At 65.7% G+C, this 20,565-nt stretch carries 10 protein-coding genes; 9 read left to right on the top strand and 1 reads right to left on the bottom strand.

What is annotated here, in order from left to right; genetic code table 11:
- The first annotated feature begins 206 nt into the window (after positions 1-206).
- From GGQ91_RS17765 to GGQ91_RS17725, 9 genes are all read left to right on the top strand, one after another.
- Positions 207-2,603, top strand: coding sequence for a hybrid sensor histidine kinase/response regulator (locus GGQ91_RS17765; protein WP_343066812.1), 2,397 nt, complete (start codon positions 207-209; stop codon positions 2,601-2,603).
- 116 nt (positions 2,604-2,719) lie between these two features.
- Positions 2,720-4,246: an ATPase domain-containing protein gene (locus GGQ91_RS17760; protein WP_182592545.1), complete on the top strand. Its 1,527-nt coding sequence runs from the start codon at positions 2,720-2,722 to the stop codon at positions 4,244-4,246.
- On the top strand, positions 4,246-6,300 hold the full coding sequence (locus GGQ91_RS17755; RefSeq protein WP_182592544.1) for an ATP-binding protein: 2,055 nt from the start codon (positions 4,246-4,248) through the stop codon (positions 6,298-6,300). Before GGQ91_RS17760 ends, GGQ91_RS17755 begins: the two co-directional genes overlap by 1 nt.
- 105 nt (positions 6,301-6,405) lie before the next feature.
- Complete coding sequence (locus tag GGQ91_RS28605) at positions 6,406-7,248, top strand: PAS domain-containing protein (RefSeq protein ID WP_182592543.1); 843 nt, start codon at positions 6,406-6,408, stop codon at positions 7,246-7,248.
- Between the two features lie 124 nt (positions 7,249-7,372).
- A complete protein-coding gene (locus tag GGQ91_RS17745) occupies positions 7,373-7,726 on the top strand; it encodes a response regulator transcription factor (RefSeq protein WP_043347011.1) in 354 nt (117 codons plus the stop codon).
- Between the two features lie 867 nt (positions 7,727-8,593).
- Entirely contained in the window at positions 8,594-8,827 is a 234-nt protein-coding gene (locus GGQ91_RS17740; protein ID WP_043382083.1) for a hypothetical protein, read from the top strand.
- Between the two features lie 122 nt (positions 8,828-8,949).
- Entirely contained in the window at positions 8,950-9,393 is a 444-nt protein-coding gene (locus tag GGQ91_RS17735) for an RNA polymerase subunit sigma-70 (RefSeq protein ID WP_182592542.1), read from the top strand.
- Positions 9,394-9,650: 257 nt separating this feature from the next.
- The gene (locus tag GGQ91_RS17730) at positions 9,651-15,464 is read left to right on the top strand and encodes a HAMP domain-containing protein (RefSeq protein WP_182592541.1); all 5,814 of its coding nucleotides are present in this window, start codon (positions 9,651-9,653) and stop codon (positions 15,462-15,464) included.
- A complete protein-coding gene (locus GGQ91_RS17725) occupies positions 15,461-17,533 on the top strand; it encodes a response regulator (RefSeq protein ID WP_182592540.1) in 2,073 nt (690 codons plus the stop codon). The genes GGQ91_RS17730 and GGQ91_RS17725 overlap by 4 nt, the downstream gene beginning before the upstream one ends.
- A 240-nt stretch (positions 17,534-17,773) precedes the next feature.
- On the opposite strand, the gene GGQ91_RS17720 is transcribed toward GGQ91_RS17725, so the two are convergent.
- A complete protein-coding gene (locus GGQ91_RS17720; protein WP_182592539.1) occupies positions 17,774-20,428 on the bottom strand; it encodes an MHYT domain-containing protein in 2,655 nt (884 codons plus the stop codon).
- Positions 20,429-20,565 lie beyond the last annotated feature (137 nt).

Raw genomic sequence — 20,565 nt, 5'->3', positions numbered from 1 at the left:
AACATTAAGCAGAACAAAACATGAATATATGGCCTCTTGCGACAATCATGGGCCGACCGAATAGAGCGCTTTACGTGTGCGAGACGGCTCTGGATCCCTGAGTTGTCGCGCTGGACCGAGAAGGCCGAACGTCGATCCGCTCGCCGAATCGTCAGGACCGAGCGGGCTTCGAAATTAACCGCTCGGGGCCATGATGGGGCGTCTCAGTGTCGGACGTCATCATGCGGTTGCGCACGCTCCTCGCCCTCACTTTCGCGGCCGGGGCGCTGCTCCTCACCTTCGCCGCCACGATCGTCGTCTCCCAATTCATCGCGGCGCGGGTGCAGATCCGCGCGGAGGCCCACACGGCTGACCTGGCGGAGCATCTGCGCCAGATCATCGACGCCAACATCAGCGAGCGGCTCGGCGACATGGCCGTGCTGTCCTCGGTCGCCCGGACGAACGCCACCACGCCGGAAGCGCGGCGTGCGTGGGTCGACGCCTTGCGCGAGAGCTTTCCCGCCTATGCCTGGATCGGCTTCGCGGACCGGACCGGTATCGTCCTCGCCAGCACCGACGGCATGCTGGAGGGCGAGAGCGTTGCGGCGCGTCCGTGGTTCCAGCGCGGCATCGAGGCCTTGGCCGTCATCGACATCCACGAAGCGAAGCTGCTGGCCAAACGCTTGCCGTCGCTGCCCTACGGCGAGCCGCGGCGGTTCGTCGACGTGGCGATGCCCTTCCGCGACCCTTCCGGCGCCGTCGTCGGCGTCGTCGGCGGCCATCTCAGTGTCAGTTGGATGCGTGAGATGAGCCGAGCGGCCATCGCCACCGCCCTGAAGCGTGAGCCGAGCGTCGAGGTGCTGATCCTCGCTGGGGACGGAACCGTGATCCTCGGTCCCGGCGATCAGGCCGGTCGACGGATCGATGTCGATCTGCCCGCCCTTCCAGCCCTGACGGCCGGTGCCGAGCTCGCGAGCGCCCGCGGGACATGGCCCGATGGGGGCGATTACTTCACCGGCGCGAGCCGCGCCCGACCCGTGGCTGACCGGCCGACGCTGCCCTGGACAGTCCTGGTCCGCCAGCCGGTCGAGGTCGCGAAAGCGATCTCTGATCCCATCGTCAATCAACTGGTACTCGGCGGCGCGGCTTTCACGCTTCTGTTCGCGCTGCTCGGCTGGTGGGCGGCCGAGCGCTTGGCCGAGCCGCTTCGCGCCTTGGCGGGCGCCGCTGGCGGCATCGGCCATTCCTCGACGAACGCGCAGCTACCCAAGCCGCACGGCTACCGGGAGATCGCCGAACTGACGGATGCCCTGACAAAATTGCTGGCCCGGCTCGGCGAGCGTGATCGCGCCCTGGCGCAGGCCAACACCGATCTGGAAGGCCGGGTCGCAGAGCGGACTGTGGAGCTGGCCGAAGCGTGCCATCGCGCCGAGAGGGCGCAAGCGCGCGCCGAAGCCGGCGAGCGTGCCAAGGGCGACTTCCTGGCGACGATGAGCCATGAGGTCCGCACGCCCCTGAACGCTATCGTGGGCTTTGGTGACCTACTCCGTGATGAAATCAACCTCACCCCGCACCAGATGCGCTGCATCGATCAGATGCGCGTCGGTTGCGAAGTCCTGACGACGGTCGTCAACGACATCCTCGACTACGCACGCATCGAAGCCCATGGCGTCGTACTCGAAGCTGCCCCGTTCTCGCCGCGAGGGCTGGTGGAGGAGACCGTCGCCCTCGTCGCCGGCACCGCCGAGCGCCAGGGTCTCGACCTGCGGTTGGACGTCGGCGCAGGCGACGTGCATTTCCTCATCGGCGACAAGACCCGGTTGAGACAGGTGCTGCTCAATCTCGTCAACAACGCGGTCAAGTTCACGCCGCAGGGCTCTGTGACCGTCTCTTTGGAACAAGCGGCAACGCCGGATGGCATCGCTCTGCGCGTCGCCGTCTGCGATACGGGAATCGGCATTCCCGCCGAGGCGCAGGCGCGGCTCTTCACCCGCTTCGTGCAGGCCGACAGCAGCACCACGCGACGGTTCGGCGGTACAGGATTAGGGCTGGCCATATCGAAAGGGCTGATCGAAGCGATGGGCGGCGCCATCGGCCTTGAGAGCCGCGACGGTGTCGGCTCGACCTTCTGGTTCAGCCTCGTGCTTCCGCGTGTGCCGACTGGCGAGCGGTCGTCCGACCGACCGGTTGCCGCGGCTCTGCCCAGACCGGTCGAAGACGACACGTCGCGGCAGGCGCATCTGCTCCTCGTCGAGGACGGCGCGATCAACCGCGAGATCGCCCAGATGGTTCTGGAGGCCATGGGCTATCGCGTGTCCATCGCCTGCGACGGCTCGGAAGCCGTGAAACGGGTGCAGGAGCAGGCCTTCGATCTCGTGCTGATGGATGTGGAGATGCCGGTCATGGACGGCATCACGGCGATGCGGCTCATACGGGGGCTCGAGGGTGTGGTGCGCGCCGTGCCAATCATCGCGATGACGGCGCATGTCCTGCCGGAGCAGGTTCGCGCGCTCCTTACGGCGGGCGCAAACGATCACGTCGGAAAGCCCTTCGACCGAACCCATCTCCGCGCGGTTATCGAACGCTGTCTCGTCGAGTCCGCCGAACGGTCCCGAGCTGCTTGAACGACCCCCGACAGGGTGCGCAGAGGCGGCGCGCCGGGAGCCGTTGCGCGACCAGGAGCGTTCTTCGTGGGAAAACGTTGAAGCAATAATCTGGATAGGCGCGACGCATCAGTATCATGGCAGAAGACAGTTCCGGCTCCGCCACACCGAGCGGCGTTCACGGGCGCATATCCACCGGCGTTCCCGGCCTCGACGAGGTCCTGTGCGGTGGCCTCACGCAGGATCGACTATACTTGCTCGAGGGCACACCGGGCACCGGCAAGACTACACTCTCACTGCAGTTCCTGCTCGACGGCGCCGCGCGCGGTGAGCGCGGCCTCTACGTCACACTATCCGAGAACAAAGATGAGCTGTGTGCTGCAGCCGCCTCGCACGGCTGGTCGCTCGACGGCATCGAGATCTACGAACTCGTCAACGAGTTCGGCCTCGATCCCGACAGCGAGCAGTCGATCCTGCACCCGTCGGAGATCGAGCTGGGCGAGACCGTCAGGGACGTCATTGCTCGCGTCGACGATTTGAAGCCAGCGCGGGTCGTCTTCGACAGCCTGTCCGAGCTGCGCCTGCTGGCCCAGAATCCGCTGCGCTATCGTCGTCAGATCCTGGCCCTCAAGCAATATTTCGCCCGTCGCAGCTGCACCGTTCTCATGCTCGACGACCGCACGTCGGAACCGGGTGACCAGCAACTTCACAGCATCGCCCACGGGGTAATCTCGCTGGAGCAGGCACCGCGCGAGTTCGGCTCGGAGCGCCGTCGGCTGCGCATCGTCAAGATGCGCGGCATCAAGTTCCGCGGCGGCTATCATGACTTCGCCCTCGACACCGGCGGTCTGACGGTCTTTCCCCGCCTCGTCGCCGCCGAGCACCACGCGACGTTCGATCCGACCGCCGCCTCGACCGGGTCCGCCGAGCTCGATCTGCTGCTCGGCGGCGGCTTGGTGCCCGGCACCAATACCCTGCTGATCGGCCCATCGGGAGTCGGGAAGACCACGACGGCGCTCGGGTGCATGCTGGCGGCCTTGGAGCGGGGTGAGTCGGCGACCTACTTCCTGTTCGACGAGGGGCTCGCCACCCTGCTCGCCCGTTCCGCGATGCTCAACATGAACCTGTCCCCGCACATAGAGGCGGGCCGGCTGACGATCACCCAAATTGACCCGGCGGAACTCGCTCCGGGTGAGTTCGCCACCCATGTTCGGCATGCGGTGGAGAAGCGCCGCTCCAGGTTCGTCGTCATCGACAGTCTGAACGCCTACCTGCACGCGATGCCGGGCGAGGAATTCCTCATCCTGCAGATGCACGAGCTTCTGAACTACCTGAATCAGCAGGGCGTCACGACGCTGCTGGTTCTCGGACAGCACGGCATCATCGGTGATGTCCAGACCGACGTCGACCTCAGCTATCTCAGTGACGGCATCCTGCTGTTCCGGTTCTTCGAGGCGAAGGGAGAGGTCCGCACCGCCGTTTCTGTGGTGAAGAGCCGGGTGAATGCGCATGAGCGCACGATCCGTGAGTTGAAGCTCACGAGTCAGGGGCTGCGGGTCGGCTCGGCCCTGGACGACTTCCAAGGTGTGCTCACGGGGCTGCCCTCTTACCGAGGGAGAGTCGCGCTGTTGCCGGACGACGCTCCCCTCGGAAGCCAAGCGTGATGCCTCAGCCGCCGGATCACGAAGGGCGCGTCCTCGTCCTGGCGCCGCGCGGGCGTGACGCGGCGGTGATCGCGCAGGTGCTCGACCGCGTCGGCACGCCGACCGAGGTCTGTGCCGACGTGTCGGATTGCGTGACGGGCCTGAAGGCGGGGGCCGGAGCCGCTTTGGTCACCGAGGAGGTGCTCGCCGGGGCGGATACGGGAGCCTTATTCGCCTGGCTCGACGCGCAGCCCGCTTGGTCCGACTTCCCGTTCATCGTCCTGGCGACGCGGCAGACAGGCCGCCGGTCGGAATCCGCCGCCGGCATCCTCGCGCGGCTCGGAAACGTCGTCCTGCTGGAACGCCCGATCAATGCCGAGACCCTGATCAGTGCCGCCGAGTCGGCACTGCGGGCGCGCCGGCGCCAGTATCAGGTGCGCAGCCTCCTGGCCGGCCGTGAACGGACGCAGGAGCACCTGCGACTCCTCAACGAGGGTCTCGAACGGCGGGTCGCCGAGCGGACCCACGAGGTCGAGGCCGCCCGGGAGACCCTGGCCTTCGCCCTCGAAGCGGCCGGCATGGGCTCGTGGGACCTCGATCTCGCGAACGGAACCTCCCGTCATTCCCCGCGCTTCGATGCCATCTTCGGGTATTCCGAGCCGTGTCCATCGTGGACCCGAGGCACGTTTCTCGCCCATGTCGTCGAGGAGGACCGTCCCGCCGTCGAGGAGGCGTTCTCGGCCATCCCGGAGACCGGCCGGATCGACCTGGAATGCCGCATCACGCGCCGGGACGGCGCCGGGCGCTGGGTCGCGGCGAAAGGGCAGGTCACATACGACGCGTCCGGCGTACCGACCCGCATCGCTGGGATCCTGGTGGATCGAACCGACCAGCGCATCACCGAGGACGCGCTGCGCCAGGCCCAGAAGATGGAAGCCATCGGTCAGCTGACCGGCGGCGTGGCCCACGACTTCAACAACCTCCTCACCGTCATCGTCGGCGGCCTCGACATGATGCTTCGCCGGCCCGAGCAGACCGACCGCGTGAAGCGGCTGGCCGAGGCGGCGATGAGCGCAGCCCGGCGCGGCGAGCAGCTCACGCAGCAGCTCCTGGCCTTCTCCCGCCGGCAGATGCTGCGGCCACAGACGCTCAACCCGAACCGCCTGCTGCTCGACTTCAGACCGCTGGCCGAACGGGCGGCCACGGGTGCCGTCGAGCTGGTGTTCAACCTCGACCCGGCGCTCGATCCGATCCGCATCGATCCGGCACAATTCGAGGCGGCGGTGCTGAACCTGATCGTGAACGCCCGCGACGCCATTGAGGGCCGCGACGGCCACGCCCGCATCGCGGTCGTGAGCCGCAACGTCCACCTTGGCACCGCGGCCGTCGCCGACCAGGGGGTGCCCCCGGGGCCCTACGTGGTCGTATCAGTCAGCGACACCGGCAGCGGCATTCCACCCGACGCGCTCCAGCGTGTATTCGAGCCGTTCTTCACCACCAAGGAGGTCGGCAAGGGAACGGGGCTCGGCCTGTCCCAGGTCTACGGCTTCACGCGCAGCGCCAAGGGCTTTGCCCAGATCGAGTCCGAGATCGGCTCGGGCACGACGGTCAACCTGTACTTTCCGCGTTCGACCGACCCGGCCGGCGATGAGACGGGCGCCGCTTCGGCGAGCTCGATCCCGCTGCGCCGCGCCGGCGAGGGCGAGACGGTTCTGTTGGTTGAGGACGACGAGCAGGTGCTCGGGATGGCTGTCGAGAGCCTGGAGGAGCTGCGCTACCGGGTCATGATCGCTCGAAACGCCGTCGAGGCTCTTGAGCACCTTCGCGGCGTGGAGCGGATCGACATTCTGTTTTCCGACGTCGTGATGCCGGGCGGGATGAACGGATCGCAGCTGGCGGTCGAGGCGCAGAAACTTCGGCCGAGTGTCAAGGTCCTGCTCACATCAGGCTACGTCGCAAACCTCGACGAGGGTCAGGTCATCGGTCGAGGCGAGATGCCGGTCCTGAACAAGCCCTACCGCCGCGACGAGCTCGCCCGCTCGCTGCGCCTGGTCCTGGGGGGAGAGGGACGTTGACGCGACAGCGAGGACGATCTGGTTTGTTAGAGTCTTCGCACAATGAAGAGCGCGAGGGAGATACACTCTGCGCCGGGAGTATAGGCATCAGACTCCGGGCCTGTCATGTTCGGGGTTCGGCGCGCGCATTCCACCGATTTCGCCGCGTTCGAAGCTCTGCTGTATTCTAACAACCGACTTGCTCGGGCCGACACCATCGCGCGTGTTCGCTGCTCCAGCGGGATCTACGGCGTGGATTACAGGATCGTTCATCCCGGCGGGCAGATCCGCCGGTTGCGCTCGCGCCGGCGCGTGCAGGTAGACGAGGAGGGCCAGCCGGTCCGGCACCGCGGCGTGGTTTTCGACATCGACGCGTACAAGCGCGCCGAAGAGGAGCAGAAGACGGTCGAGGCGCAAGTGCGGACGCGCGAGGCGCGCCTGTACGCCATCCCCGACGCGATGACCGAAGGCATGATCGTCATCGACGAACGCGGCATCATCCCTTCGTTCAACCCTGCTGCCGAGGGCATCTTCGGCTACCGGTCGGCCGAGATCGTGGGTCGGAAGATCAGTCTGGTGCTGCCGGAGCCGGATCGCGACCGATCCTTTGCGGCCTGTCGTCATGGTGACGGGGCACGAAGATCCGTCGCGCGCGGTCGAGGCGATGAAGCTCGGGGCCTGCGACTTCAGCGAGAAACCGTTCGACGAGAGAGCCCTTATACGACTTTTGCGCGCCACCCTGGAACGCGGATGCGTGACCGAGACGGGGTCGAACACGCGGCGAGTGCACATCCGCCGGATCGCCGAAAGCGAGCGACACGTTCTGGACCACCTGGTCGGCTGGGACACCAGCCAGAATCGGTCGCGTGCTCGACTTCAGCCCGCCCCCCGTCGAAATTGACCGGGCGAACATCTTCACTAAAACGCAGGCGGCCCACCGACAGGAGCTGGTGCGTTGGTGGATGCTGAGCGGTCTCCGGTGAGTTTGATCCTCCGCAATTCGACGGAACCGCGGAAGTGGCAGCGTCATTTCCCGCTCTATGGTGCCAGTCGAGTTGGTAGGCGAACGGACCCTGTCTTACAGGATAGCGTCATGCCGATCTTCATCGTGGACGACGATGCCGCCATTTTGAGTTCAGCACGGTTCATGCTGGAGGGCGAAGGTTACACGGTCGCCACGTTCGAGTCGGGCAGCAAGCTGATCGCCGCATTTCCGCAGGCGAAACCGTGCTGTATCGTGATCGACTACGTGCTGCCGGACATGACGGGGCTGGATGCCTACGAACGCGTGCGGTCTTCGGGCGGGACCGCTCCGGTGATCATCATCACAGGCCATCCGAGCGCCGCGATCCGCGAGAAGGTGCGGCAGGCTGGCTTGCCGCTGGTCGAAAAGGCCTTCGTCGAGGACCTGCTCGGCGCCATCGAGGCGATAGGTCCGCTGCATTGACCATAGGCTCTTGGTCGGAGGCTGGACGGCGAGCAGAACGTCATTCTGGGGCAAGGGAAAACCAGATCTATTGGTGTCTGTTCGGATCAGGGACCGCAATGCGCAAGTGAATCCTTCCGGCACCTGATGGCCGAGCGCGGCATGGACTGCTTCATGAGCCGGTCGGGCGATGCCGTGGGACCGCGCGACCATGGAAGGCCGTTTCTCGTCGCTGACGATCGCGCGCACGGCCCCGAGGACCGACTGCACGCGGGACGAGGCGCCCGCGGATGTGTTCGATGACATCGAGCGCTTCTATAGCCCGACAAGGCGGCTCTCGACCTTGGGCTGTCTCAAACCTGTCGAATTCCAATACCATGCTCGATTTGCTTAAGATGGTATCTGTCAAACCGGCTACAGTTTAATTTGCGGACGGCGCTCAGGCTCGCCAAGTCATCGCGATTTGGTCAACGGACACACTCCATAGGCAGCCAAATCGGTCGGATTGCTTCCGATCCCGGCGCGATTCTGCGGCGTCCTCACCGTATTCCAGCTGAAAAACTCGGCCGCGCCGATCCCCAATCCGCTTGCCGGCCCCAGGGCCACTGAGGTTTCGCCGACGTCGTCCTTACAGGCGGAACGCGATGCGGGGGCTACTTGAAGTAATTATGTCTCCGCTCCGTGAACACCGACGCAGATATTTTGCATCGCTTTCCCATGTTGCCGCGTTCTATTAACAAGCGAACCGGTTTTTCGGTACGATTTCTGACATGAAGGAGGCGCGAATGCTGCGCGGTGGAATGCTGTGGCTGCTGGGGATCCCGCTGCCAATTATCCTGCTGTTGTGGTTCTTCGGCGTGTTCCACTGAGCGCCGGTGGGCCAGCATCATGCCCTACACAGTCGAGATCACAACGCTCGCGGCGCAGGTCGACGGCGAGGAACGGCCAGCAAGGCTGTACCAGTTGCCCGATCCCTTCAGCACGCTGGCCGAAGCCAAGGAAGCCGCTGTCACCCACATAGCGGGGCTCGGGCTCGATCCTTCCTGTGTCCTCTACAACGTCTTCGACCGCGAGGGCTTCACGGTGGCATCCAATGCTGAACAGATGGCAGGGTCCGGGTGACGTCAAAGCCGCTGGCCAGCACCGCTATGCCGGTGAGGAGCCGGGCCTATCAGAAGAAGGCGTTTGGAGACGCGTCTTCCTGAGCAAAACCCGCTGGACGGCGCGTATACGCCTTTTCGCTCATGGCCGACGACGCGTGCGCCGACGACGGGGTGCCGGAGACGGTGCAGCGGGCCTGGACGCGCCAGGATGACGTCACGCCAAGCTCGAACCTGGAGGCGCGGCTCTGCACCATCAGCCACAATCTGTTTCATGCGGAGTGCCGCGAGCGCAGGCGCGTGATCGGAAATGTGGACGGCTCCGTTACGACTCAGCGCGCTGCGCCCGCGGCCCACGAGCACCGCTCCGATCTGCCGACCGTCCCGTCGCCCATCGGTCAGCTGCCTGAGATGTGGCGCGGGGGTCTGCTGCTCGTGAGCGCGCGAGACTTAACCTATGAGGCGGCCGCCGAAGTGATGGGCTGTCAAACCGGTCCTGTGAAAAGCCGGGCGCGCCGCGCCCGGGCCTGGCGCGTTGCGAATCCTGCCAGCGAGGAGCACCTCAACTTGCGCGGGCATCCATGCTGACCTGTCCGGAGGCACCGAACCGTCCTGACACGGCCATGCCAGTGTGAGCGTATTCGTTTCTGTCAGATCGGCCACGACACAAGTTCTACGCAGGACGAGGCTCGCGATTTGGCTTCGTCCCGAGTTCCAAACGATTGAGCAACCCGCTGGGCTGAGCTCAATTGCCGTGCCACTTCGTTGGTGGTCACTCGTAGTCGCTGACGATTCGGATGGCTGCCACGCTTAGCCATGCGCATCTACCCTGAGGTTGTTTCCGCATGACGCCGACTACGTCGCAGTTGGAGCCGAAGCTCCTCCTGAAGAGCCTCCGCGCCTTTCGGAAAGGTGACTTCTCGATCCGGCTGCCGCTGGATCTCACGGGCATCGATGGCGAGATCGCGGACGCGTTCAACGACATTCTCGAACTCAATCAGGGTCTCGTCCGGGAACTCGACCGGGTTGCTCGTGCCGTGGGCAAGGACGGGCGCATCGGCGAGCGTGGCAAGCTTCCGGCCGCGACCGGCGGATGGAACGACTGTGTCGACTCGGTCAACACGATGATCGGAGATCTCGTTCAACCGACCACCGAAGTGGCCCGCGTCATCGGGGCGGTCGCGAAAGGCGACCTCGGTCAGACCATGCAGATCGAGATCGAGGGCCGCCCGTTGAGGGGCGAGTTCCTCCGCATCGGCAAAGTGGTCAACACGATGGTCGACCAGCTGAACTCCTTTGCCTCGGAGGTGACCCGCGTGGCCCGGGAGGTTGGCTCGGAGGGCAAGCTCGGCGGACAGGCCAAGGTCAAGGGCGTCGGCGGAACCTGGAAGGACCTCACCGACAACGTGAACCTGATGGCGGCCAATCTGACAGGCCAAGTCCGCAATATCGCGGAGGTCACGACTGCCGTGGCCAATGGCGATCTGTCCAAGAAGATCACCGTCGATGTGAAGGGTGAGATCCTCGACCTGAAATCGACCATCAACACAATGGTCGATCAGCTCAATTCCTTCGCCTCGGAGGTCACGCGCGTTGCCAAGGAGGTGGGTTCGGAAGGCAAGCTTGGAGGCCAGGCTCAGGTCAAGGGCGTCGGTGGTGTCTGGAAGGACTTGACCGACAACGTCAACATGATGGCCGAGAATCTGACGGGCCAAGTGCGTAACATCGCCGAAGTCACGACCGCGGTCGCGCGCGGCGACCTCTCCAAGAAGATCACCGTCGACGTCAAAGGCGAGATCCTGGCGCTGAAGCTGACCATCAACACGATGGTGGACCAGCTCAACTCCTTCGCCTCCGAGGTGACGCGTGTCGCCCGCGAGGTCGGCACGGAGGGCAAGCTCGGCGGTCAGGCCCAGGTGGAAGGCGTCGGTGGGACCTGGAAGGACCTCACCGACAACGTGAACATGATGGCGGCCAACCTCACCGGTCAGGTGCGCAACATCGCCGACGTCACGACTGCGGTGGCCAATGGCGACCTGTCCAAGAAGATCACCGTGGACGTGCGCGGTGAGATCCTGGAGCTGAAGAACACCATCAACACGATGGTGGATCAGCTTAATTCCTTCGCCTCGGAGGTGACCCGCGTTGCGCGCGAGGTCGGCTCGGAGGGGAAGCTCGGCGGGCAGGCCCAAGTTCCTGGGGTCGCCGGCACCTGGGCCGATCTCACCGACAACGTGAACCTCATGGCCGCCAACCTTACCGGCCAGGTGCGCAACATCGCCGACGTGACCACCGCGGTGGCCAACGGCGATCTGTCCAAGAAGATCACCGTGGACGTGCGCGGCGAAATTCTGGAATTGAAGAACACCATCAACACGATGGTGGATCAGCTCAATTCCTTCGCCTCGGAGGTGACCCGCGTCGCCAAGGAGGTCGGCTCGGAGGGGAAGCTCGGCGGGCAGGCCCGCGTCGAAGGCGTGGCAGGAACCTGGGCCGATCTCACCGACAACGTCAACCTGATGGCCGCCAACCTGACCGGTCAGGTGCGCAACATCGCCGACGTGACCACCGCGGTGGCCAATGGCGACCTGTCCAAGAAGATCACCGTCGACGTGAAGGGCGAGATCCTGGAGCTGAAATCGACCATCAACACGATGGTGGACCAGCTCAACTCCTTCGCCTCGGAGGTGACCCGCGTCGCCCGCGAAGTCGGCACGGAAGGCAAGCTCGGCGGGCAGGCGCAGGTCAAGGGCGTCGGCGGCGTGTGGAAAGGCCTGACCGACAACGTGAACATGATGGCCGCCAATCTGACGGGCCAGGTGCGCAACATCGCCGAGGTCACAACCGCGGTGGCCAACGGCGATCTGTCCAAGAAGATCACCGTGGCCGTCGAAGGCGAGATCCTGGAATTGAAGTCCACCATCAACACGATGGTGGATCAGCTCAACTCCTTCGCCTCGGAGGTGGTCCGCGTCGCCCGCGAGGTTGGCATCGAGGGCAAGCTCGGCGGACAGGCCCAGGTGCGCGGCGTCGGCGGGACCTGGAAGGATCTCACCGACAACGTCAACATGATGGCCGCGAACCTCACTGGTCAGGTGCGCAACATCGCTGATGTCACGACCGCGGTGGCCAACGGCGATCTGTCCAAGAAGATCACCGTCGACGTGAAGGGCGAGATCCTTGAGCTGAAATCGACCATCAACACGATGGTGGATCAGCTCAACTCCTTCGCCTCGGAGGTGACCCGCGTTGCCCGGGAGGTCGGCTCTGAGGGCAAGCTCGGCGGCCAAGCCCAGGTGCGCGGCGTCGGCGGAACCTGGAAGGACCTCACCGACAACGTCAACATGATGGCCGCCAACCTGACCGGTCAGGTCCGCGGCATCGCGGATGTCGTCACGGCGGTGGCCCAGGGCGACCTCACGCGGAAACTCTCGGTCGATGCCAAGGGCGAGATCGCCGCCCTGGCCGACACCGTCAACGAGATGATCGAGACGCTCGCCACCTTTGCCGACCAGGTCACCAACGTCGCCCGCGAGGTGGGCGTCGAGGGCAAGCTCGGCGGTCAGGCCCGGGTGCCGGGTGCCGCCGGGCTGTGGCGCGATCTCACCGACAACGTGAACCAGCTCGCGGCGAACCTGACGACCCAGGTGCGCGCCATTGCCGAAGTGGCGACGGCGGTGACGAAGGGCGACCTCGCGCGCTCGATCTCGGTCGAGGCTTCCGGCGAAGTCGCCTCGTTGAAGGACAACATCAACGAGATGATCCGCAATCTGCGGGACACGACCCTCAAGAACGCCGAGCAGGACTGGCTGAAGACGAACCTCGCCAAGTTCACGCGCATGCTGCAGGGCGAGCGCGACCTCGCCACCGTCTCAAATCTGATCCTGTCCGAGATCGCGTCGCTCGTGAATGCCCAGCGCGGCGTGTTCTTCATGGTGGAGGACGATGGCGGAGAGCCGGTTCTGGATCTGATGGCGAGCTATGCCTTCACGGAGCGCAAGAACCTGTCGAACCGGTATCGCCTCCGTCAGGGTCTCGTGGGCCAATGCGCCTTCGAGAAAAAGCGCATCACCCTCACCAACGTGCCCGGCGACTACATCACCATCGGCTCGGCTCTCGGCGAGGCACCACCCCTCAACATCATCGTCCTGCCAGTCCTGTTCGAGCAGGAAGTTCGGGCAGTCATCGAGCTGGCGTCGTTCAACCGTTTCAGTGAGACCCATCAGTCCTTCCTTGACCAACTGACCGAATCCATCGGGATCGTGCTCAACACGATTGCCGCCAACATGCGGACCGAAGGTCTCCTCAAGCAGTCGCAGCTCCTGACCGGCGAATTGCAGAGCCGGCAAGAGGAGCTGAAGAAGACGAACGACCGCCTGGAACTTCAGGCGGCCTCCCTGCAGCAATCCGAGGATCTGCTGAAGAGCCAGCGCGAGCGCCTGCAGCAGACCAACGAGGAGCTGGAGGAGAAGGCGCGGCTGCTCGAAATCCAAAAGCGCGAGGTCGAGGGCAAGAACCGCGAGGTCTCCGTCGCCAAGACGGCGCTGGAGGAGAAGGCCGAGCAGCTGAGCCTGACCTCGCGCTACAAGTCGCAATTCCTGGCCAACATGAGCCACGAGCTCCGCACGCCGCTCAACAGCCTATTGATCCTCTCGAAGCTTCTCTCCGAGAACCGCGACGGGAACCTCACGGACAAGCAGCGGGAATTTGCCAAGACGATCAACGCAGCCGGGACCGACCTCCTGTCGCTCATCAACGACATCCTCGATCTTTCCAAGATCGAGTCCGGGACGGTGTCGCTCGAAGTCGGCGATGTCGCGCTGCAAGATCTCGTCGAGAACCTCGAAAGGACCTTCCGCCAGCTGGCCGAGGACCGCCACCTCGCTTTCGTGATCGATGTCGAGCCCGGCTTGCCGCGGTCGGTACGCACGGATTCCAAGCGCCTGCAGCAGGTTCTCCGAAACCTTCTCTCCAACGCCTTCAAGTTCACCGAGACGGGCAGCGTTTCGCTCAAGATCGGCTCGGCCGAGGGCTCGCCGCTGCGCGCCGGAAGCCAGTGGATGGCCCTCTCCGTAACCGATACCGGCATCGGCATCGCCGAGGATAAGCAGCGGATCATCTTCGAGGCGTTCCAGCAGGCCGACGGGACCACGAGCCGCAAGTATGGCGGCACCGGCCTCGGCCTCGCCATTAGCCGCGAAATCGCCCGCCTGCTGGGCGGCGAGATCGTGGTCGAGAGCCGCATCGGTTCGGGCAGCACCTTCACCCTGTTCTTGCCCTTCGAACCGCCCGTTCAGGCGGCCACGGGCCGCGCATGGGAGACACCTGCGGGGACCGGAAATGCTGCGCTGACCGGCCGCCAGCCGAACGCCGCGATGGCCCTCTCGGCCGCCGCGGACGACCGCCATGCCATCCACACGGGCGATCATATCGTGCTCATCGTCGAGGACGACGCGATGTTCGCCTCGGTGCTGTTGGAACTTGCGCGCGAACGCGGGTTCAAAGGCTTGATCGCGCAGGACGGTGCCGGCGCGCTGAGCCTCGCCCACCGCTTCAAGCCGCACGCCATCACCCTCGATATCGGCTTGCCCGACATGGACGGCTGGGCCCTGCTCGACCTCCTGAAAAACAACTCCCGCACCCGCCACATCCCGATCCACGTCATCTCCGTCAACGACGAGAAGAAGCGCGGCCTGCGCGCCGGCGCGTTCGGCTTTCTGGAGAAGCCCGTGGAGCGCGAGGGCCTGCTGCGGGCCCTGGAGCTCTCGAAGGATTTCATCACGCGGCCCGTCCGCAACCTTCTGCTCGTCGAGGACGACGAGAACCAGCGCGCCAGCATCACGGCGCTCCTGAGCGAGGAGGACGTCAAGATTTTCGGGGTCGGCACGGCGTCGGCCGCACTGGAAGCCCTGACCGGCGGCCGGTTCGATTGTGCGATCATCGATCTCGGCTTGCCCGATATCGGTGGTTCCGAGCTGATCGAGCAGATCCGCGCCTCGCAGGACGGGGAGGAGCTGCCGATCATCGTCTATACCGGTCGGGAGCTCACGCCCGCCGAGGAGCAGCAGCTGAGGCAGACCGCCTCGACGATCATCATCAAGGACACGCGCTCGTCCGAGCGGCTTCTCGACGAGACCGCCCTGTTCCTGCATCGGGCCATCGCCAGCGCCCCGGCCGACGAGCAGGGTCTCGGCGATCGCAGTGACGGGGTGTCTCTCCAGGGCTGCCGGGTCATCCTGATCGACGACGACCTGCGTAACATCTTCTCGCTCACGAGCGCCCTGGAGCAGCACGGGCTTGAGGTTCTGTTTGCGGAGAGCGGGCACGACGGCATCGCGCTGCTCGAATCCCATCCGAACATCGACGCGATGTTGATCGACATCATGATGCCAGGAATGGACGGCTACGAGACGATGCGTGCGATCCGGGTTCAGGGCGCCTTCCGAACCCTGCCGCTGATCGCCGTGACCGCGAAGGCCATGAAGGGCGATCGCGAGAAGTGCCTCGAGGCGGGCGCGTCGGATTACGTCTCGAAGCCGATCGACATGGACGAGCTCTTGGCCGTGCTGCGGGTGCAGTTGGCACGACGGGGCGAGGTCGCCGACAGTGTGACGCCGCTACGCGCGGAAGCGAGAGACTTCGAGCGGCAACCCCGATGAGCCGCCGACTGGATCCCCATCCGGCTGGTCCGGACGATACGGCGGGACAGCTCGGCTTACCCACCGAGCTGACCCCGGTCCGAGCCAAGATCCTGATCGTCGATGACGACCAGCGTAATCTGCTTGCCGCCTCTGAGATTCTAGCCGATCCCGAGACCGACTTGATTCTGGCGAACTCGCCGGAAGAAGCCCTACGCCGGGCCCTCCGGGAGGACTTCGCCCTCATTCTGCTCGACGTACAGATGCCGCGCATGGACGGCTACGAGGTGGCCGCCCTCATCCGCAGCCGCTCGCGCACATCCCGTGTCCCGATCCTGTTCCTCACGGCCCACAACAAGGACGACATCCACATCTTCCGCGGTTACTCCGCCGGCGCGGTCGATTATGTGTTCAAGCCGATCCAGCCTTTGGTGCTGAAGTCGAAGGTCGATGTCTTCGTCGATCTTTACCGCAAGACCGAAGAGATCAAGCGCAACGCGACCGCCGAGAAGCGTCTGCTCTTGGAGAACCTTCGCGTACGCGGTGAGAAACTGGAAGCCGAGCAGGCGCTGCGCAGGCGGGAAGAGCATCAGGCCGCTGTCCTGCGCGGCCTTCCCATCGCCCTCTACACCTCACCGATCGGCGTCGCCGACCGACGCCTCTACTTCACCAACGACAGCATCGCGCGCATCACCGGCTTCTCGCGCGAGGCCTTCGCCACCTCTGGCCTCTGGAATTCCCGCCTCGAAGCAGACGACCGTGAGCGCGTGTCGGCAGCGCTTTGCGCGGTCCTCGAGACCGGCGAGGTGGCTCTGGAATATCGCTGGCGCAACGCGGATGGCTTGGAACGACACATCCTCGACCAGATCTCGGTGAACCGTGATGAGAGCGGCACGGCGGTCGAGCTCTTCGGGATGTGGTTCGACGTGACGGAGCGCAAGGAACTTGAACTCAACTTGCAGCACGCTTCGAAGCTCGAGGCGGTGGGCCGCCTAACCGGCGGGATCGCGCACGATTTCAACAACATGTTGAGCATCGTCATCGGCAATCTTGACTTGGTAAAAGGCGCGTTGCTGGGCAACGAGAAGGCGCACCGCCGCATCGAGAGAGCCATCGAGGGGGCCCATCGCTGCGCCGAACTCACCAGCCGGCTGCTGGCCTTCTCGCGACGCTCTCCTCTCCAGCCGAAAGCGCTGAACTTCGCGAACTTCATTCCTGGCCTGATCAAGCTTCTGGCGCGTACGCTCGGCGAGCGGATCACGATCTCCGCGGATCTGGAGGCGGGATTGCCGGAAGTCTGTGTCGATCACGCTCAGTTCGAGGCCGCTCTCATCAACCTCGCGGTGAATGCCCGGGACGCGATGCCGGATGGAGGGACCTTGGACATCCGCATCAGGCGCCGGGACCCCACTGGGCCGGAGGGGGTCGAGGACGTGCGTCCCGTAGAGATCACGGTCGCCGACTCGGGCACGGGGATGTCACCTGATGTTCTGGCGCGCGTCTTCGAACCCTTCTTCACGACGAAGGAGGTCGGCAAAGGCACGGGCCTCGGTCTGAGCATGGTCTATGGCTTCGTGCAGCAGAGTGGCGGGACCATCGTTGTCGACAGCACGCCGCATCAAGGCACCCGTTTCCTCGTCACGATGCCCGTGCTCGCCGAAGGAAGTCCCAGATCGGAAGAATGCGCTGCGGGTGCGACGAACGAGCCGCCGAATCCGATGAATGGTGCGGGTAGGGCCGTGCTTGTCGTCGAGGACGACGCCGATGTCCGCTCGACCGTTGTCTCGACCCTCGAGGCCCTCGCGTTCGAGGTGCTCAGTGCGCATGATGCCAGCGAGGCTCTGCACGTTCTGCGGAGGGAGGCGAATATCTGCCTCGTTTTCAGCGACGTGAACATGCCCGGCGCGATGAACGGCATCGAGCTCGGACACATCATCCGGCAGCAATGGCCACACATGCAGATCCTGCTGGCCTCCGGCTACCTTCGGGAAGGTCAGGATGCGAACGGCTTCCCCTTGCTGCAGAAACCATTCCGAGCGGACGACTTGATTGACAACCTGCGGGAGCTGCTCGGCAACGCGCGGGGATGAAGTTGTCTCGATCGCGACCAAAGAAAACGACAGCGGAACGCGTGCCGATCGCAGAGAGGCGCGGCGATTTTGCCCGGCAGAGATCCCCGGGATCTGTGGAGATCCGCCGTTCCCGCATATCGGCACAGGGCTGCCGGCGTTCGGATTCCCGGTAAGACGGCCAGCGGTGCCCCAAGACGGTGCGTGCGAACGGCACCCGGGCGACGCCGGTTGTCGAGGGATGGACGCGCGGCCTGTCGATCAGCCGTCTGTCGCACGCACCGGGATGGACGGGTTCAGTCGGCCGAGCCGGCCGACTTCCGCGGCAACGTCCTGCAAGCTGGCGTCACCCTTGCGCAAGATCCGGTCGGCGGCGGACAGATCATGACGCTCTTCCTCCGAGACGTCGCGGGCGCTCAGGACGACCACCGGAACTTCGTCGCCGCCCGGCATTGCCCGCAGGGCACGCAAGAATGCGAAGCCGTCCATCACCGGCATGGTCAGGTCGAGGAGCACGAGCCCCGGGCGCGCCGCGCGCACGCTGGCCAGGGCCTCGGCCCCGTCGCCGGCCTCCCGAACCGCGAACCCCTGGCGCCCCAGCACGGTGCGGAGCCGGCGCCGCATCTCGGCGTCGTCATCCACCACCAGCACGTCGCCCGCGCCGGCGCCGATCCGGTCGAGCACCCCCTTCAGGCGGCTCCAGTCCACCGGCTTCGGAAGCGAACCGGCCGCCCCGAGCGCGGCCCCGAGTGCGGCATCGGCCACGAAGCTGACCATGATCACCGGGATGTCGCGGGTGGCGTCGTCGCGCTTCAGCGCGGCCAGCACGGCCCAGCCGTCCATCTCCGGCATCATCACGTCGAGCAGCACCGCGACGGGCTGCAACTGGCGTGCGAGTTCGAGACCCGACCGTCCGTCGACCGCAGCCTGGGCCGCAAAGCCCTGGCGGGCCAGGAAGCGGATCATCAGCTCGCGCTGGCTGGACTCGTCGTCGACGACCAGAACCAGACCGCGCGTGCCGTCCGCCGTGCCCCCGTGAAGGGCCGGAGGATGCCCATCCGCGATCTCGGGCCCGGGCATGGTCGCCGGCAGTGTGAGGGTGAAGGTCGTGCCCCGACCTTCGGCGCTGTCCGCGGAGACGTCGCCGCCCATCAGATTGGCGAAGGCCTTGGTCAGGGCCAAGCCCAGTCCCGTGCCGCCGTACTTGCGCGTCGTCGATTCGTCGGCCTGCACGAACCTCTGGAACAGCCCGGCGAGCTGCTCGGGCGTCATGCCGATGCCGGTATCCGATACGGCGAAGGTCAGCCGGCCACCATGGGGTCCGGGCTCGCGCCGGACCCGCAACGTCACGGTCCCGCCCTCGGTGAACTTGGCGGCGTTGCCGAGCAGATTGAACAGGCACTGGCGCAGTTTCACCGCGTCGGTCTGTGCATGGCCGAGGTCCGGAGCAAGGTCGAGGACGAGGCGGTTGCCCTTCTTGGCCACGAGACCCTCGACGGTCGCGGCGGCGTCTCGCACGAAGGCCTCGACGGCGACGTCCTCGGCCAGGACGTCCATCTTCTCGGCCTCGACCTTCGAGAGGTCGAGGACGTCGTTGATCAGCCCGAGAAGGTGCTGGGCGTTCGAGCGGATCTTTCCGAGATCGGCCTGGAACGTGTCCTGCCCGAGATCCTCCGCCTCCTCCTGAAGCATCTCGGCGTAGCCGATGACCGCCGAGAGCGGCGTGCGCAGCTCGTGGCTCATGTTGGCGAGGAACGCGCTCTTGGCGCGGTTGGCGGCCTCGGCCGCATCCCGGGCATCCCGCAAGGCGGCCTCGTGGGCGTGACGGGCGCTGACATCCGCGTGGACGCCGACCCATTCGCGGATCGCCCCGTCCGCATCCCGCACGGGCACGGCGCGCACCGCGTAGTGCCGCCAGCTGCCATCCGATGCGCGGACGCGGTGTTCCACGGCGTAGGCGCCGCCCGTCCGGGACGCCTCCTGCCAGATCCGGTTCGTCTCGGGGAAATCCTCCGGGTGGATCGCTTTCGCCCAGCCGCGACCGCGATACTCAGCGAAGGTATGGCCCGTGATCTGCTCCCAGCCCGGCTGCTCCTCGATGAAGTCGCCGGCAGCGTTCGTCGTCCACATCACGCCATCGACGGCCCGGACCGCGGAGCGGAAGCGCGCTTCGCTGACGTGTAGGCGCCGCTGGGTGCGCCGCTGGTCGAACGAACCCGCCATCATCGCCAGGAACAGGACGACGAAGGTGATACCGGCCACCGCCAGGGCGAGATCCTGCTGGCCGGTGGACAGGACGGCCGCGTGGGCCGGGTGAGCACCCGCCTCCTCGGCTGTGAAGGTCGCGGCGGCCATGCCGGTGTAGTGCATGCCGGCGACCGCCAGCCCCATGACGCCGGCGGCCATGAGCCTCTGCCAGGGGCGGTTGCGCCGGAAGGTGAGCCACAGGGCGGCGGTCGATGCGGTGACGGCGATGGCGACCGACACGGCGACGATGCGCGGGTCGTAGGCCAGGTTCCCCGGGACCCGCATCGCGGCCATGCCGGTATAGTGCATGGCCGCCACGCCGAGGCCCATCGCCGAGCCCGCGACGAGCAGCGGCGCGGTGGCGATGCCTTCCCGCGCCACCCAGGCAAAGGCCGCGGCCGTGCTGCCCACAGCGATCAACAGCGACAGGACGGTCGTGCCGAGGTCGTACCGCGCCGGCATGCCCATCTCGAAGGCAAGCATCCCGACGAAATGCATGGCCCAGATGCCACCGCCCATGGCGCACGCGGCGGCTGCGGCCCAGGCCCAGCGCGGACCGGAATCGGGCTGGCGGATGCGCGCTCCGAGGTCGAGCGCCGCATAGGATGCGAACACCGCGATCACGATGGAGAGCGCCACAAGGGCCGGGCTGTAGCCGGTATGGATCATACGAGGATCGATCAGGGAGAGGTCGGGCGTCGGGCGCTCGGGAGGGCGGACGAATCTGCGGGCGGCGACGGAGCGTGTCCACTCACCGATGCGTTTGGCTTCGGTATCCGCCCGCGCGGGACGCCGATAGCGTGGCA

This window comes from Methylobacterium fujisawaense, assembly GCF_014138435.1.
Lineage (GTDB): Bacteria > Pseudomonadota > Alphaproteobacteria > Rhizobiales > Beijerinckiaceae > Methylobacterium > Methylobacterium fujisawaense.
Note: the sequence above shows the minus strand (reverse complement) of the source record. Positions and strands in the feature narration are given on the sequence as shown.

Coding starts and splice junctions, on each gene's coding strand:
- GGQ91_RS17760 (WP_182592545.1), top strand. CDS start 2,720: ATGGCAGAAGACAGTTCCGGCTCCGCCACACCGAGCGGCGTTCACGGG.
- GGQ91_RS17755 (WP_182592544.1), top strand. CDS start 4,246: ATGCCTCAGCCGCCGGATCACGAAGGGCGCGTCCTCGTCCTGGCGCCG.
- GGQ91_RS28605 (WP_182592543.1), top strand. CDS start 6,406: ATGTTCGGGGTTCGGCGCGCGCATTCCACCGATTTCGCCGCGTTCGAA.
- GGQ91_RS17745 (WP_043347011.1), top strand. CDS start 7,373: ATGCCGATCTTCATCGTGGACGACGATGCCGCCATTTTGAGTTCAGCA.
- GGQ91_RS17740 (WP_043382083.1), top strand. CDS start 8,594: ATGCCCTACACAGTCGAGATCACAACGCTCGCGGCGCAGGTCGACGGC.
- GGQ91_RS17735 (WP_182592542.1), top strand. CDS start 8,950: ATGGCCGACGACGCGTGCGCCGACGACGGGGTGCCGGAGACGGTGCAG.
- GGQ91_RS17730 (WP_182592541.1), top strand. CDS start 9,651: ATGACGCCGACTACGTCGCAGTTGGAGCCGAAGCTCCTCCTGAAGAGC.
- GGQ91_RS17725 (WP_182592540.1), top strand. CDS start 15,461: ATGAGCCGCCGACTGGATCCCCATCCGGCTGGTCCGGACGATACGGCG.
- GGQ91_RS17720 (WP_182592539.1), bottom strand. CDS start 20,428: ATGATCCATACCGGCTACAGCCCGGCCCTTGTGGCGCTCTCCATCGTG.